The 13,473-nt window shown below is 70.8% G+C and carries 13 protein-coding genes; 3 read left to right on the top strand and 10 right to left on the bottom strand.

The window, feature by feature from the left end; all coding sequences use genetic code 11:
- Window positions 1-2: 2 nt before the first annotated feature.
- Window positions 3-1,622, top strand: coding sequence for an FAD-binding oxidoreductase (locus IF64_RS0108550; protein ID WP_030531496.1), 1,620 nt, complete (start codon window positions 3-5; stop codon window positions 1,620-1,622).
- Here IF64_RS0108550 and IF64_RS0108555 read toward each other — a convergent pair.
- From IF64_RS0108555 to IF64_RS0108565, 3 genes are all read right to left on the bottom strand, one after another.
- On the bottom strand, window positions 1,612-2,256 hold the full coding sequence (locus IF64_RS0108555; RefSeq protein ID WP_030531497.1) for a hypothetical protein: 645 nt from the start codon (window positions 2,254-2,256) through the stop codon (window positions 1,612-1,614). The genes IF64_RS0108550 and IF64_RS0108555 overlap by 11 nt on opposite strands.
- A complete protein-coding gene (locus tag IF64_RS0108560; RefSeq protein ID WP_030531498.1) occupies window positions 2,257-3,516 on the bottom strand; it encodes a peptidase C39 family protein in 1,260 nt (419 codons plus the stop codon).
- A 191-nt stretch (window positions 3,517-3,707) separates the two neighbouring features.
- Complete coding sequence (locus IF64_RS0108565; protein ID WP_030531499.1) at window positions 3,708-5,330, bottom strand: long-chain fatty acid--CoA ligase; 1,623 nt, start codon at window positions 5,328-5,330, stop codon at window positions 3,708-3,710.
- Window positions 5,331-5,721: 391 nt separating this feature from the next.
- Here IF64_RS0108565 and mihF point away from each other — a divergent pair, with 391 nt between their 5' ends.
- Window positions 5,722-6,033 carry an integration host factor, actinobacterial type gene (gene mihF, locus IF64_RS0108570; protein WP_030531500.1) on the top strand — a complete coding sequence of 104 codons (312 nt, stop codon included), beginning with the start codon at window positions 5,722-5,724 and terminating at the stop codon, window positions 6,031-6,033.
- Between the two features lie 124 nt (window positions 6,034-6,157).
- Here mihF and IF64_RS0108575 read toward each other — a convergent pair whose 3' ends face one another.
- The 3 genes from IF64_RS0108575 to IF64_RS0108585 all read right to left on the bottom strand — a co-directional run bounded on the left by IF64_RS0108575 (window position 6,158) and on the right by IF64_RS0108585 (window position 8,775).
- Window positions 6,158-7,327 carry an isochorismate synthase gene (locus IF64_RS0108575; RefSeq protein ID WP_030531501.1) on the bottom strand — a complete coding sequence of 390 codons (1,170 nt, stop codon included), beginning with the start codon at window positions 7,325-7,327 and terminating at the stop codon, window positions 6,158-6,160.
- Window positions 7,328-7,331: 4 nt separating this feature from the next.
- Window positions 7,332-8,036, bottom strand: a complete 705-nt coding sequence (locus IF64_RS0108580; protein WP_030531502.1) for a 4'-phosphopantetheinyl transferase family protein — start codon at window positions 8,034-8,036, stop codon at window positions 7,332-7,334.
- Window positions 8,037-8,184: 148 nt separating this feature from the next.
- Window positions 8,185-8,775, bottom strand: a complete 591-nt coding sequence (locus IF64_RS0108585) for a helix-turn-helix domain-containing protein (RefSeq protein WP_030531503.1) — start codon at window positions 8,773-8,775, stop codon at window positions 8,185-8,187.
- Between the two features lie 118 nt (window positions 8,776-8,893).
- On the opposite strand from IF64_RS0108585, the gene IF64_RS0108590 reads away from it, so the two are divergent.
- Complete coding sequence (locus IF64_RS0108590) at window positions 8,894-9,922, top strand: NAD(P)/FAD-dependent oxidoreductase (protein ID WP_030531504.1); 1,029 nt, start codon at window positions 8,894-8,896, stop codon at window positions 9,920-9,922.
- Window positions 9,923-10,133: 211 nt separating this feature from the next.
- Here IF64_RS0108590 and IF64_RS0108595 read toward each other — a convergent pair whose 3' ends face one another.
- Genes IF64_RS0108595 through IF64_RS0108610 form a run of 4 tightly spaced genes read right to left on the bottom strand, consistent with a single transcriptional unit; the run spans window position 10,134 to window position 13,393 of the window.
- The gene (locus tag IF64_RS0108595; protein ID WP_030531505.1) at window positions 10,134-10,460 is read right to left on the bottom strand and encodes a hypothetical protein; all 327 of its coding nucleotides are present in this window, start codon (window positions 10,458-10,460) and stop codon (window positions 10,134-10,136) included.
- 58 nt (window positions 10,461-10,518) lie between these two features.
- On the bottom strand, window positions 10,519-11,124 hold the full coding sequence (locus IF64_RS0108600) for a TetR/AcrR family transcriptional regulator (RefSeq protein WP_246134784.1): 606 nt from the start codon (window positions 11,122-11,124) through the stop codon (window positions 10,519-10,521).
- Window positions 11,115-12,638 carry an AMP-binding protein gene (locus tag IF64_RS0108605; RefSeq protein ID WP_030531507.1) on the bottom strand — a complete coding sequence of 508 codons (1,524 nt, stop codon included), beginning with the start codon at window positions 12,636-12,638 and terminating at the stop codon, window positions 11,115-11,117. Before IF64_RS0108605 ends, IF64_RS0108600 begins: the two co-directional genes overlap by 10 nt.
- The gene (locus IF64_RS0108610) at window positions 12,635-13,393 is read right to left on the bottom strand and encodes an enoyl-CoA hydratase/isomerase family protein (RefSeq protein WP_030531508.1); all 759 of its coding nucleotides are present in this window, start codon (window positions 13,391-13,393) and stop codon (window positions 12,635-12,637) included. The genes IF64_RS0108605 and IF64_RS0108610 overlap by 4 nt, the downstream gene beginning before the upstream one ends.
- Between the last annotated feature and the right edge of the window lie 80 nt (window positions 13,394-13,473).

A 13,473-nucleotide genomic window follows, 5' to 3' on the forward strand; every position in this document is an offset into this window, starting at 1 on the left:
CGGTGACCGACAGCCTTGACCACCGACTCCGCGGGGCGTGGACGCCCGAAGGGGCCGACGCCGCACACCTCACCGACCGCGAGCTGCGCTGGCTCAGCCGCAGGATCGGTGACCTGACGCCGAGTGATCCCGTCGCGCCCGACTCGGCCATCGCCGTGCCGCCGTCCGGACTTCCCGGCGAGGCGCGTGCGCGGCTGGCCGAGGTCGTCGGACCGCGGCACGTCCTCGACGAGCCGCGCGACCGTCTCGAACGCAGCGGCGGGCTGTCCTATCTGGACCTACTGCGCAGGCGGAATCCGGCGTCCGGGATGCCGGTGCCGGACGCGGTCGTGCTGCCGGCCGATCCCGACCAGGTCCAGCGCGTGCTCGAGGTGTGCGTCGCCCACGACGTCGGCGTCGTGCCGTTCGGTGGGGGAACCTCGGTCGTCGGCGGTGTGACGGCGTTGAAGGGCGACAAGGACTCCGTCGTCGTGCTCGACCTCGAACGGCTCAACCGGCTCGTGTCCGTCGACCCGGTGTCGCACATCGCCGTCCTGCAGGCAGGAGTGCGCGCACCGGACGCCGAACGCATGCTGTCGGCCCACGGCTTCACGCTCGGCCACGTCCCGCAGTCGTACGAGCGCGCGACCATCGGCGGATTCGCGGCGACCCGCTCGGCCGGGCAGGCCTCGTCCGGGTACGGGCGGTTCGAGGACATGGTGTCGGGGGTGCGGCTGGCCACGCCGCGCGGCGAGTGGCGACTCGGCGTGGCGCCGGCCTCGGCCGCGGGGCCGGATCTGCGGCACCTGGCCATCGGCAGCGAGGGTGCGCTCGGGGTGATCACCGAGGTGGCCGTCCGTGTGCGCCCCGTCCCGGAGACCGAACACTACGAGGCCTTCGCGGTCGACGGTTGGGAACGCGGATGCGGCCTCGTGCGGCAGTTGGCGCAGCGCGGCCTCCTCGCCGACATCACCAGGCTGTCCGATGTGGATGAAACGCGGGTGTCCCTGCACCTGGCCGGCAGCTGGAAGACCGGCGTGCTGCGGCGCTACCTCGGTGTCCGCGGGGTCGGTGAGCCGTGCCTGCTCGTGCTGGGCTGGCACGGCGAATCGGCGAAACGCCGCAAGGACGCGATGCGGCTGCTGCGCTCGGGCGGCGCGGTCTGGCTCTCACCGGCACCCGCGCACGCGTGGCTGAGGGGGCGGTTCGGCGGGCCGCGTCAGCGGGACGCGCTGCTGGACGCCGGGGTGTGTGTCGAGACGCTCGAGACCGCGACACACTGGTCGAAGATCGGAACGCTCTACGACCGGGTGCGTACCGCGTTGCGCGGCGAACTTGGGGACCCGCTGATCATGTGCCACGTCTCCCATGCCTACGAGACCGGCGCGTCGCTGTACTTCACGGTGTTGACGCCACGTTCGACGCGCGACCCGGTCGGCCAGTGGCAGCGGGCGAAAACCGCCGCGTGCGAGGCCATTTCGGACGATCGCGTCGGCACGATCTCGCATCACCACGCGGTGGGTGTCGATCACGCGCCGTATCTCGAGGCCGAGATCGGACAGCTCGGCGGCGAGGTGCTCGCGGCAGCCAAACGTGCGGTCGACCCGACCGGGATCCTCAACCCCGGCAAGCTCATCCGCTGAAGGACGACGCGGGAAGCACCGTGACGTCGAGTCCGTGGCCCGGAGCAGGCGTCCCGGTCAGTGCGAGGGCCTTACGCTGTGGAAGTTCGCTCATCCGCACCGGTTCGCCGCCGACGAGCAGCGGCATCCGCCCCTCGGAACGACCGACGTAGGCGTACACCTCGTCGAGCACAGAGCCGTCCTCGAGGTGGATGCCTCCGCCGTGCAGCCGAGCCAGGTCGTAGGCCGATCCGCGTGCCTCGCACACGTCGAGCACGGCGACCTGCTCGGGCGTCGCGAACCACACGGCGTGCCATTCGGTGACGCCGGGGGCCGCCGCGAGCGTCGCGGGGCGTTGGCCGTCCCGCCCGCGCAGGCCGGCCGACCCTACCGCGGCCACGTCGCGGCACTCGGCCCTGGCGACGACGGCGGGCCCGGTCAGCCCGAGCGTGTCCCGCAGCCACGTGATCTTCGAAGGGCAGACGTTGGAACCGTAGGCGAGCACGGGAATCCGCGTCCCGCGTACGGCGGCGAGGGTCTCGGCAGTGAGTGCGTATCCGGTGCCGTCGTGGTGGACGTACGAGGTGGACGGCCGAGCACCCGGATACGGGTCCTCGGGATACTCGGCGTCGGTGAACAGCGGGTCGCGGGGCAATCAGCGCTCGCCCTCGATGATGTAGGCGACACCTCCGGATCCGCCCGCGACGTCGCCGTTCTCGTCGTGGCGCAGGGTGCGCTGCCAGATCGTCTCGAACTGGGCGCGGTCGTAGACGCGGCGTACCTGGTCGTTCGACGAGGACGCCGGGTCGTTGGCGATCACGTCGCCCTCGTCGGTGAAGCCGACGACCACCATGAGATGTCCCGCTGTTCCGTAGCCCGCTCCGTCCAGTTCGGACTCCAGGAACGACTGCGACGTGATGACCGGAATGCCGCGCGCGATGTAGCTCTCCAGCTCGGCCAGCGAGTGCAGCCGCGTGATGTGGCCCTTGAGGCCGTACTCGGACGCGTACGCGGTGTTGAACGGCCAGTTGCCCGTGCCCTCGTAGGCGTAGTCGTAGGTGTGCCTGGCGGCGTGGGCGACGCTCTTGTCCGGGTAGTCCGCCGGCAGCCACGACAGCTGTTCGTCGGTCGGCTTCGCACCCCAGTACTCGGCGACCATCGTCGTCGCCGTCGGGCTGCACCACGCCTCACCGCCACCGCCGTACTCCGGGTAGTTGCCCGCGTGGACGTTCTGCGCGTAGGCGGGCACGTCGAGTTCGACACCCCTGGCCTCGCCGGGCTCGGTGAGGGCCGGTTCGAACCGGTCGGGTACGTCCGAGGTCATCGCGCCGACCCGGTCGACGACCGGAGTGGCGTCGCTGCCCTCGGCGCGCAGCAGCGTGACCCGCAGTTGGTACGAGCGGAACGCGACCCCGTCCTTGGCGATCAGCGTGTCGGTGGAGACGGAGGCGTGCTCGTCGGCCTGGTTCTCGACACTGGTGCGCTCGATGTCCTCGTCGCCGTAGGCCCACTTGCCGAGCGTGAACCACTGGGTGTCCGCTCCGGAGTCGGTCGTGGCCTTGGCCTCCACCTCGATCCACGTGCCGCGCGGTGTGTGGGCGTTCCACGAGGCGATGAGCTCGGAGGCGTCGAACCCGGGTTCGTACGCCGGCGAGGTCCAGCTGCCGACCTCGTGGCCGTCGCGGCCGCTCTGCGGGTCGGCGAGGCGGAGGCCGTTCGCGTCGGCCCGCACACCGCTGCGGGTGCCGGTGGCGAACTCGTCGGCGGTCTCCCACGCGTGGTAGTCGATGGCTTCGTCCTCCGCGGACTTCCCTGGGCCGGCGGACGCGGCGGGGGAGCCTGCGGTGGCCGCCGGTTGCAGGATGGTCGATGCCGTGACGGCCGCCAGGAGCACCGTGAAGAGTCGTCCGCGCATGTCGGGGGATTGTTATGCCTCCACAGCGACCTGTAAACCGCGTTGCGCCATTCAGATCACACCGGACGATCCCGCCCCTCACCCGCAGTGACGCCCCCCGCACGTAAAAGCTCCCGAGGGCCCCATGGTTGCGTTCAACGCAACCATGGGGCCCTCGGGGGCTTGAAACCGTTGGGCTGGTCGGGGGTCGCCTAGAAGTGGCTGATGTCGAGCTTGCCCTCGGCGTGTGCGGCGCGAATGCGCTTCTTGTCGAACTTGCCGACGCTCGTCTTCGGCACCTCAGGCACGAACGTCCAGTGCTCGGGAAGCTGCCACTTGGCGACCTTGCCGCGCAGGAACTCGCGCAGCTCCTCGGCCGTGACCGACTGGCCCTCCTTGACGACGACCGCGACGAGGGGACGCTCGTCCCACTTCTCGTCCGGCACACCCACCACCGCGGCCTCCGTGACCGCCTCGTGCGCCATCACCTGGTTCTCCAGGTCGACCGACGAGATCCACTCGCCACCGGACTTGATGACGTCCTTCGACCGGTCGGTCAGCGTCAGGTAACCGTTCGGCGTGATCTTGCCGACGTCGCCCGTGCGCAGCCAGCCGTCGCGGAACTTCTCCGGGTCGGAGTCCTTGTGGTAGGCACCCGCGATCCACGGGCCCGACACCTCGAGCTCGCCCACGCTCTCGCCGTCCCACGGGACCTCGTTGCCGTCGTCGTCGATGAGCCTGGCCCGCACCGCGGCGGGGAACCGACCCTGGGTGTAGCGGTAACCCCACGCCTCCTCGCCGGTCGTGCCGCGCGGCGGACGGGCCACGCTGCCCAGCGGCGACGTCTCCGTCATGCCCCAGGCGTGCAGCACCGGAACGTCGTGGCGCTCCTCGAAGGCGTGCATCATCGACGGCGGGGCCGCCGAGCCGCCCACCACGACCTCGCGCAGGTGCGAGATGTCCTGCGGGTTGTCCTCCAGGTGCAGCAGCAGGCCCTGCCAGATGGCGGGCACCGCGGCCGCGTGGGTCGGCTTCTCGGCGGCGAGGATCTCGGCGATCGGCCCGGGCTGCAGGAACCGGTCCGGCATCACCAGCGAGGCGCCCACCATGAACGCGGCGTACGGCACGCCCCACGACATCGCGTGGAACTGCGGGACGATGACCAGCGTCGTGTCGGTGTCGGACAGGCGCATGCTGTCGGACATGCACACCTGCATGGAGTGCAGCCAGATCGACCGGTGCGAGTACGCGACGCCCTTCGGATCACCCGTCGTGCCCGAGGTGTAACACATCGCGGCCGCCGACCGTTCGTCGATCTCGGGCCAGTCGAACTCCGTGGGCTGCCCGGCGAGCAGCTCCTCGTAGGAGTGCACCTGGACGCCCTCGGGCGCCTCGACGGCGGCCGGATCGCCACCGGAGACCACCACGTGCCGGACCGTCTTCAACTCCGCCAGCGGCTTGTTCAGCAGCGGCACCAGCGAACCGTCGACGATGATGACGTGGTCCTCGCCGTGGTTGGCCACGTACACCAGCTGCTCGGGGAACAGCCGGATGTTCAGCGTGTGGAGCACCGCGCCCATGGACGGGATTGCCAGGTAGGCCTCGAGATGCTCGGCGTTGTTCCACATGAACGTGCCGACGCGTTGGTCGCCGGTCACTCCCAGGCCGCGCAGGGCGTGCGCCAGCTGCGCCGCACGTTTGCCCACCTCGCCGTAGCTGCGCCGGCGGGGTTCCGAACCGGTCCACGTGACGACCTCCCTGTCGGCATGGAGCCTCGATCCATGCTTGAGGAGGTCGGCGATGGAAAGGGGGGCGTCCTGCATCGTGCTCAACATTGAGACTCCCGGGGTCCGTCCTGAACTGGGCTTGGCGCGAGCCTAGCCGCCGATCTCGGCTCGGAGCAGTACCCGCGGGCGATATTCGTCGGTGCCTGCCGTGCGCGAGACCCGACCCAGCGGCACGCGAGCACATTCGGCAGGAACGTCCGAAACCGGGAAAAACGGCCATGCATAGCGGTCACGCCCAGTGGTCACCCTGGGGTGTGGGCTTTGACCTGCATGCCTCGGACGGGGGGTCATCGCGTGTCGATTTCGCGGACGCGGGGGTCTTGGCGTTTACTGGGCCCGTGGTAAGAGACGGCCTGGCCAGCGCTTGCTCGGGCAAGCACCTGGGGACCCGGGTTGTCGCCGCTGCACAAGCGGCACCCGAGAAGAAAGGAAAGGTACGTTGGCTCTGCCTACGTTGACTCCGGAACAGCGGCAGGAAGCCCTGGCCAAGGCGGCCGAGGCTCGCAAGGCGCGCTCGGAGCTGCTTGCGTCGATCAAGGACGGTTCGGAGAGCATCGAGAAGGTGCTGAACCGCGCGAAGGACGACAAGACGGTTGGGAAGACGAAGGTCACCCAGCTGCTCAAGGCCGTCCCCGGGCTCGGCGCCGTGAAGGTGGCCGCGCTTCTGGAGCAGGCGGGCATCGACCCTGACCGTCGGGCCGCCGGCCTCGGCGACCGTCAGCGCGAAGCCCTCATCAACGCTCTCAAGTGATGCGTGCGTCCGTGGGCGGCGCGCGCTGACGCGCCGTCCACGGACGGTCCTTCGACATCTGCACGCGCGCGTGCGACCGATCTCCGGAAGTTCTCCCGGAGCTGATCGGTGATTCGGCGCGTGCTCATTCGCTCGTGTCGAGTCCCATGGCACGGGCCAGCGTCGCGAATTTCGCCGACGTCTCGTCCAGTTCGGCGCGGGGATCCGAGTCCGGCACGATGCCGCCGCCCGCGTACATCCGCAGGTGCTTCGCGCCCGTGTCGGCGCAGCGGATCGACACCGCCCATTCGCCGTCGCCGTCGGCGTTCACCCAGCCCACCGTGCCCGCGTAGTAGCCGCGGTCGAACGGTTCGAGTTCGCGCACCAGTTCCCTCGCCGACGACGTCGGTGTCCCGCAGATCGCGGGCGTGGGATGCAGGGCCGCGGCCAGTCGCAGTGCCGTGACGTCGGGGTCGGCGAGTTCGCCGGTGATCCGCGTGCCCAGGTGCCACATGGTGGGCGTGCGTTCGAGTCGCGGTTCGTCGGGCACGTCGAGCCTGCTGCAGAACGGTCGCAGCGTCTCGGCGACCGCTTCGGTCAGCACCGCATGCTCCACGCGGTCCTTCTTCGAGCTCAGCAGCCGGCGGGCGTTCGCGGCGTCCACCTCGGGGTCGGCCGAACGCGGCATCGACCCGGCGTGCGGGTGCGAGACCACCTGCCTTCCATGACGGGAGACGAGCAGTTCGGGGCTCGCGCCGACCAGCACCCGCTCGCCGGGCAGGCCTGCCGCGAACACGTAGCCGTGCCGGTTGTCGCGCACGAGGTTGCCCGCGATCGCCTCGGTGGGCACCGGTTCGGTGAACTCGACGTCGAGCGCCCTGGCCAGCACCACCTTCCGCAGGTCACGCACGGCGAGCTCGGTGACGGCCGTGGCCACGGCGCTCATGTGGGCGTCCTCGGACGGCACGGCGCGGATGGCGGAGGGGGTGGGCACGTCGAGACGTTCGAGGCGGCCTGCGCCGGGGTGCGGCGGCCCTGCGCTGCGGAGCGTGGCCGGAACGACCATGCGGGCCGGCGTGCTCGATGCGGCGTCGAACGGCAGGACGCCGACCGCGGTGCGGATATCGGCCTCGTCGTCGGTGCTCGGGCCGCGGTGGTCGCGGTCGCGGAGGATGCGGGTCACGCGGTCGGTGAGGGCGTCCTCGTCGGTGTCGACGATCTCGGCCCCGATTCCCGAGGCGAGGAGGGTGCTCGTGTCGGTGGCGAGGAGAAAGTCCCCGTGCCGGAAGTCCTCGACCAGCCGCGCGGCGTCCATTTCGCTAGTGTCCCAGCGCCGCGGGGCTCCACCAGTTCTCTGTGACGTCCAGCTCCTCGCCGGTCAGCACGGCCACCGAGGCGTCGTAGCCCTCGCCGGGGGACAACGCGGCGAGCCGGGCGGTGTCCGGTGCGAGGGCGGGGTCCTCGGAGGACACGAGCCGGGGCGGCATGCCCGGCGCGGACAGCGTCAGGCTGGTGAGCGGGATGCGCAGGCCCTTGCCCGTGGCCTTCATGAGCGCTTCCTTGCCGGTCCAGTAACGGAAGAACTCCCGGGCACGGTCGGCGCCAGCCAGGCCGGAGACGGCGGAGCGTTCGGCGGGGCTGAGGGCGTATTCGAGGAGGCCGTCGTCGGCGCGGCGGGTCGTGGCCTCCACGTCGAGGCCCACCTTCGCGCCGGGCGTGAGGGCCAGGCCGATGCGTTCGCCGGAGTGGGAGATCGACAGTTCGAGGTCACTGCCCGGAACGCGGGGCGGGCCGTGCTGCTTGTCGCAGTCGTCGCAACTCGCGTCGAACACGACGTCGCGGGCGGGCCGGCCCAGGTGCCGCGCGACGACGGTCTTGGCCAGTACGCGCCCGGTGAGGAAACGCCTGCGGTCCGCGGGTTTGACGTACGCACCGAACCGGTCGAGCTCGACGTCGGTCAGCAGCTCGCGGTGTGCGGCGGTGTCGTCCACCGGGGTTGCCCACCACACGGAGCAGGTGATCATGCCCAAGAGAATAGCGGCGCGGAGCGCCTCGTTGGGGGGTTGGTGGCCGGGCGACGGGTGGGCATAGCGGCGCGGAGCGCCTCGGTGGGGGTTGGTGGCCGGGTGACGGGTGGGCTTAGCGGCGCGGAGCGCCTCGTTGGGGCCGTCCTCAGATGTCCTTGCCTTTCGGGGCTGCGCGGAGGTGGGCGCGTTCGCCCTGCTTGCCGAACAGGCTGAGGAATTCGACGGGTTCGCAGTCCGCCGAACCGAACCAGTGGGGCACGCGGGTGTCGAATTCCGCGGCCTCGCCGGGGGTGAGGGCCAGATCGTGTTCGCCGAGCACGAGCCGCAGTCTGCCGTTGAGGACGTAGAGCCACTCGTAGCCCTCGTGGGTCTGCGGGTCGGGTTCGGGTGGGGTGTCGCAGCCGGGCAGGACCATCTTGTACGCCTGGATCCCTCCCGGACGCCGCGTGAGCGGCAACAGCGTCATCCCGTGTCTGGTCACCGGGCGCAGGTGGACGCGTGGATCGCCGGTGGGTGGCGCGTCGACCAGCTCGTCGAGTGCGACGCCGTGCGCCTTGGCCAGCGGGAAGAGCAGTTCGAGGGTCGGCCGGCGGGTGCCGGATTCCAGGCGCGAGAGTGTGCTGACCGAGATGCCCGTCCGCTCGGACAGTTCCGAGAGCGTCAGCTGTTGCTGTGTTCGCAACGCCCGCAACCGCGGTCCGACGGCGTCGAGGGCCTGGCCCAGTTCCTCGTCCATACGCGCGAGTTTGCCACCTCGGCAAAGAACTTTGCCACCTTCTGTGGGGTTGGTGCACAGTCGCCGGTGGGAGCGATCCGCAGGCGAATGCGCCGGAAGGGACACGGAGGAGAGGGCAATGACAGCGCGAGGGGAAGACCGGAACGGGCTCTACGACGTCGTGGTGATCGGGGGCGGGGCGGCCGGGCTCAACGCAGCCCTGATGTTGGCCCGCGCGCGTCGCAGCGTGGTCGTGCTCGACGCGGGGCAGCCCCGCAACGCACCCGCCCACGCCGTGCACGGACTGCTCGGCAGGGAGGGCATGTCGCCGGCCGCGTTGCTCGAGCGCGGCCGCGAGGAGGTGCGTTCCTACGGCGGCGAGGTGGTGACGGCCGAGGTCACCGACGTGTCGGCGGGTGAGGACGGCCGGTTCACGGTGTCGGCCTCGGACGGGCTCGTCCACCGGGCGCGACGGGTGCTCGTGACGACCGGCCTCGTCGACGAGCTGCCGGACGTCGAAGGGCTGCGCGAGCGCTGGGGGCGGGACGTCGTGCACTGCCCGTACTGCCACGGCTGGGAGGTCCGCGACCGGGCCATCGGCGTTCTGGCCAACGGCCCGATGGCGTTGCACCAGGCGTCGTTGTTCCGCCAGTGGAGCGACGACGTCGTGTTCTTCACGCGCGGCACTGCGGTCCCGGACGAGCAGCGTGAGCAGCTGCTCGCCAGGGGTGTGCGGCTCGTGGAGGGCGAGGTCGAGGCGATCACGGTGGACGACGATCGCATCACAGGGGTGCGCATGGCCGGCGGCTCGACGGTCGCGCGGGACGTCGTCGCGGTGGGCACGCGGATGCTGGCGCGGGCGGGATTCCTCGCGGGGCTCGGCCTGCGCGCGCGGGAACACCCGTCGGGCGCGGGTGACCACCTGCCGGTCGACGCACGAGGACAGACGGACGTGCCAGGAGTGTGGGCGGCAGGCAACGTGACGGACCCGTCGGCGCAGGTCGGTGGTGCCGCGGCGGCCGGCGCGTTCACGGCCGCGCAGATCAATGGGGACCTCGTGCAGGAGGACACGCGGATCGCGGTGGCCGCCTACCGCGACCCGTTCTCGGCGGACGCCGAATCGCAGGTCGCCGAACTGGTCGCGGGCGACGCCCGGCACGGCCTCTGAGGACGGGCCCGGCCCCTCGGCACGGCTCGGCGTCTCGGCACGGCCCGGCCGCTGAGCAGGCCTGCTGGGCACACGAAGCCCCCAGGGCCCCGGTCTCCGGAGGTTCCGGTGTCGTCAGGACGCCGGAACACGGCCGGGTGTGACCGGGGTGCCCTGGGGGCACTGTGAAACCGGGCCGCGCGAGGCGGCGATGTACTGCTGGGCCGTGCGGTCAGGCCTTGGTGCTTTCCCTGATGGCTAGGGGCACACCTGCCAGGTCCTCCTCGTTGCAGAGGATCTTCAGGTTGTAGTACGGGTAGCCGTCCCGATCGTCGTAGTCGAGGTGGACCGCGATGACGTCCGCGGGTTCACCGAGCCACTGCTGTGCCTGCCGAAGCCATGCCGCGCCGCGCTCCAGAGCGGCGGGGAGATCGTCGTCTCGGAACTCGACGGGCCGGTAGGGCACATCGTGGATGTGATCCCGCGGATCGGCGGGCGTGGGAAGCCCGGGAGCGACTCCCGCGTCGTTGAGTTCCAGGTGGATTGTCTGTTCACTCACCCCACGAGCGTCCCTTAGCATCGCCTCCGGGGCAAGCGCCACCCCCGTCACGCTGCTGTTACCGCTGTCGCGGAGGCCCACCGAGCATGCCCCGTGCCAGGTCCGCGTAGTGCTCGGCCAACGCGGCGGCCGGCAGCGGACCGCGTGGCGAGAACCACCTGGCGACGCCGTTGCACATGTCCAGCAGCGCGAGCCTGGTCGCCGTGGGCTCACCGGTGGTGAACGTCCCGTTCCGCAGGCCGTCGTCGATCGCGTCGGCCCACAGCTTCTCGTACGCATCGCGGATACCGACGACGCCTCGTCTCGAGGCCGCCGAGAGCGCGTCGACCTCGTTGTCGACCACGCGTGTGCGTTGCGGTTCGCGGGCGTGCCTGGTGACGTGCAGCACCACGAGGCGGTCGAGTCGTTCGGCCGGATCGTCCACCCCGTCGAGCGTGGCGTGGGCGGCATCGAGCAGGCTCTGCAGCGAGTCCCGCATGATCTCGGCGAGCAGCTGCTCCTTCGTCGGCATGTAGTGGTACAGACTCGCCGACGACAGTTGCGCGGCCTCGGCCAGATCGCGGATGCCGGTGCCGTGGAATCCCTTGGTGGCGAACAGTTTGACCGCCGCGCGGTGCACGCGTTCCCTGCTGGTTCGCCCGGACGTCGCCTTGGTCACAGCCACGCCCCCTCCCTGCGGTCGTAGGCACCCGCGCGTTGGTCTCCCTCGCGCAGCCTGCCCTTCGCGACGCGTTCCGACGGAGTGCGCGGAAGACTATCCACAATGGACCAGTACCGGGGAACCTTGAATCGCGCGAGTTTCGTCTCGCAGAACGTGGCCAGTTCCTCGGGGGAACGGGACGCGGCGAGGACGACGTAGGCCTTGACCTCCTCACCCCTGAGTTCGTCCGGAACCGCGACGACCGCGGCCGATTCGACGTCGGGGTGCAGCAGCAGGGCCCGTTCCACCTCGTCGGCCGCGATGTTCTCGCCGCTGCGGCGGATCATGTCCTTGGTGCGGCCGACGTAGAACACGCGGCCCTGCTCGTCCATGCGCGCGATGTCGCCGGTGTGGAACCAGCCGCCGCGGAACGCCTCGGCAGTCGCGTCCGGGTCGTCGTGGTAGCGGTGCATCAGGCCGGTGCCGCGGATGAGCAGTTCGCCGTCGGTGCCGCGCGGGACGGGTACTCCGTGCTCGTCGGCGATCACGACCTCGCGATGGGCGGCCGGTCGTCCGATGCAGCCGCTGCCCACGAGTTCGTCGTGGTCGCCGGGATACATGCGGATGTCGCCGCCGGTCTCGGTCATGCCGAACGCCTCGTACCACGGCACTCCCCAGCGCTGTTCGAGTTCGGCGTGCAGCTCGGGGGGAATGGCCGAGGCCGTGATCGCCCGGACCCGGTGCTCGCGGTCCTCGGGGCAGGCCGGCATGCGCAACAACAGCGTCGGCATGAGGCCGAGACAGTAGAACCACGTCACTCCGTGGTCGCGCACCTTCTGCCAGAACGTCGAAGGGTGGAACCGGTCGAGCACGACGAGGGTCGCGCCAGAGCGCAGGCCCAACGCGACGTTCCACTGTGGATCGATGTAGTGGAACGGCTGCGCGGTGAGCAGCACGTCGTCGGACGTGATCGCGGGGAACGCCGTCGCCAGGTCGTCGGCGAGCGTCGTCCAGTAGCGGTGCGGAAGGACGCAGCCCTTGGGAGCGCCTGTGGTGCCCGACGTGTACTGGATGTTGGTCGGCGTCTCCGGGGTCGGGGTGAACGGATCCGGCGGCGGAGCCGGCGCGACCGCCGCGAGCTCGTCGGTGGTCACCACTGCACGCAGGGACGTGGCGGGTGCCACCGACCGCAGGACGTCGGCGAACTCCGGCGAGGCCACCGCGAGCGTCGCGCCGGAGTGGGCCACGACGTGCCCGCCGTCCAGCTCGCGGTATCCGGTGTTGACGGGGACGAGCGCCGCACCGAGCCGGGCGAGTGCCAGCCACAGCAACGGAAATTCCGGACGGTTGGCGACCATGACGGCCACCCGGTCGCCCGGCCGCACCCCGTGGGCGGCCAACGCGGCGGCGACCTCGTGGGTGCGGCGCTCGACGTCGGCGAACGTCAGCCGCTCGCCCGTGTGGTCGAAGATCCACGCGTCCTTGCCGGGCCAGCGCGCGGCGGCCGTGTCGACGAGTTCGACGAGGTGCTGACTCATCGCGACCGGAACTCCTCCTCGCTGCGGGTGACCTCGGGGGTGTGCTCGGTGAGCAGAGCGTGGGTGACCTCCAGCTCCAGCACGGTGTCGAGCGCCGAGTCGATGCCGTGGTCGAGTGCCCGCTTCGCCAGCGCCACCGAGCGGGGCGGTTTGGCGGCGAGCGTGGTCGCCAGTTCGATGGCCCGGTGGTGCAGCTCCGCGCGCGGTACGACCTCGTTGACCAGTCCGAGGCTCGCGGCCCTCGCGGCGTCGACGCGCTCGCCCAGCAGCATCAACTCCTTGGCCCTGAGCGGTCCGACCAGCAGTGGAAGCAGGCGCGAGGCCGCGCCGGTGACGCTCAGCCCCAGGCCTGCCTCGGGGAAGGCGAAGACCGCGTCGTCGGCCGCCACGACCAGATCGCAGCCGAGGGCGAACTCGGCGCCCGCGCCGATCGCGTAACCGTGGACCGCGGCGATCACCGGCTGGCGCAGGCCGCGCAGCCGCCTGGTCACGTCCTGGAGACGCTCCAGCCGGGCGCGGGAATCGCCCTCCGGGGCAGGCTCCTTGAGGTCGTGCCCCGCGCAGAACGCCCTGCCCGCGCCCGTGAGCACGACCGCGTGCGTGTCCTGCGAGGCGGCGATCTCGTCCAGCGCGGCGAGCAGGTCGTCGACGAGCTGCGGTGCGACCGCGTTGAGGCGGTCGGGGCGATTGAGACGGACGACGGCGACACCGGCGACGCCGTCGTCGGTGTCGAGTTCCACGGCTGGGGTCGGCATGGCCTCAACGGTAGCTCAGCCGATCAATCGATCGATAGACCCGAAGGGTGGCGGATGCCGGCTGACCTGTGCTGAACTGC

This window comes from Prauserella rugosa, from assembly GCF_000719975.1.
Lineage (GTDB): Bacteria > Actinomycetota > Actinomycetes > Mycobacteriales > Pseudonocardiaceae > Prauserella > Prauserella rugosa.

Bases quoted from the DNA above. Each gene is read 5' to 3' on its own strand.
- IF64_RS0108560 (WP_030531498.1), bottom strand. From the start codon at position 3,516: ATGCGCGGACGACTCTTCACGGTGCTCCTGGCGGCCGTCACGGCATCG.
- IF64_RS0108565 (WP_030531499.1), bottom strand. From the start codon at position 5,330: ATGTTGAGCACGATGCAGGACGCCCCCCTTTCCATCGCCGACCTCCTC.
- IF64_RS0108575 (WP_030531501.1), bottom strand. From the start codon at position 7,327: ATGGACGCCGCGCGGCTGGTCGAGGACTTCCGGCACGGGGACTTTCTC.
- IF64_RS0108580 (WP_030531502.1), bottom strand. From the start codon at position 8,036: ATGATCACCTGCTCCGTGTGGTGGGCAACCCCGGTGGACGACACCGCC.
- IF64_RS0108585 (WP_030531503.1), bottom strand. From the start codon at position 8,775: ATGGACGAGGAACTGGGCCAGGCCCTCGACGCCGTCGGACCGCGGTTG.
- IF64_RS0108590 (WP_030531504.1), top strand. From the start codon at position 8,894: ATGACAGCGCGAGGGGAAGACCGGAACGGGCTCTACGACGTCGTGGTG.
- IF64_RS0108605 (WP_030531507.1), bottom strand. From the start codon at position 12,638: ATGAGTCAGCACCTCGTCGAACTCGTCGACACGGCCGCCGCGCGCTGG.
- IF64_RS0108610 (WP_030531508.1), bottom strand. From the start codon at position 13,393: ATGCCGACCCCAGCCGTGGAACTCGACACCGACGACGGCGTCGCCGGT.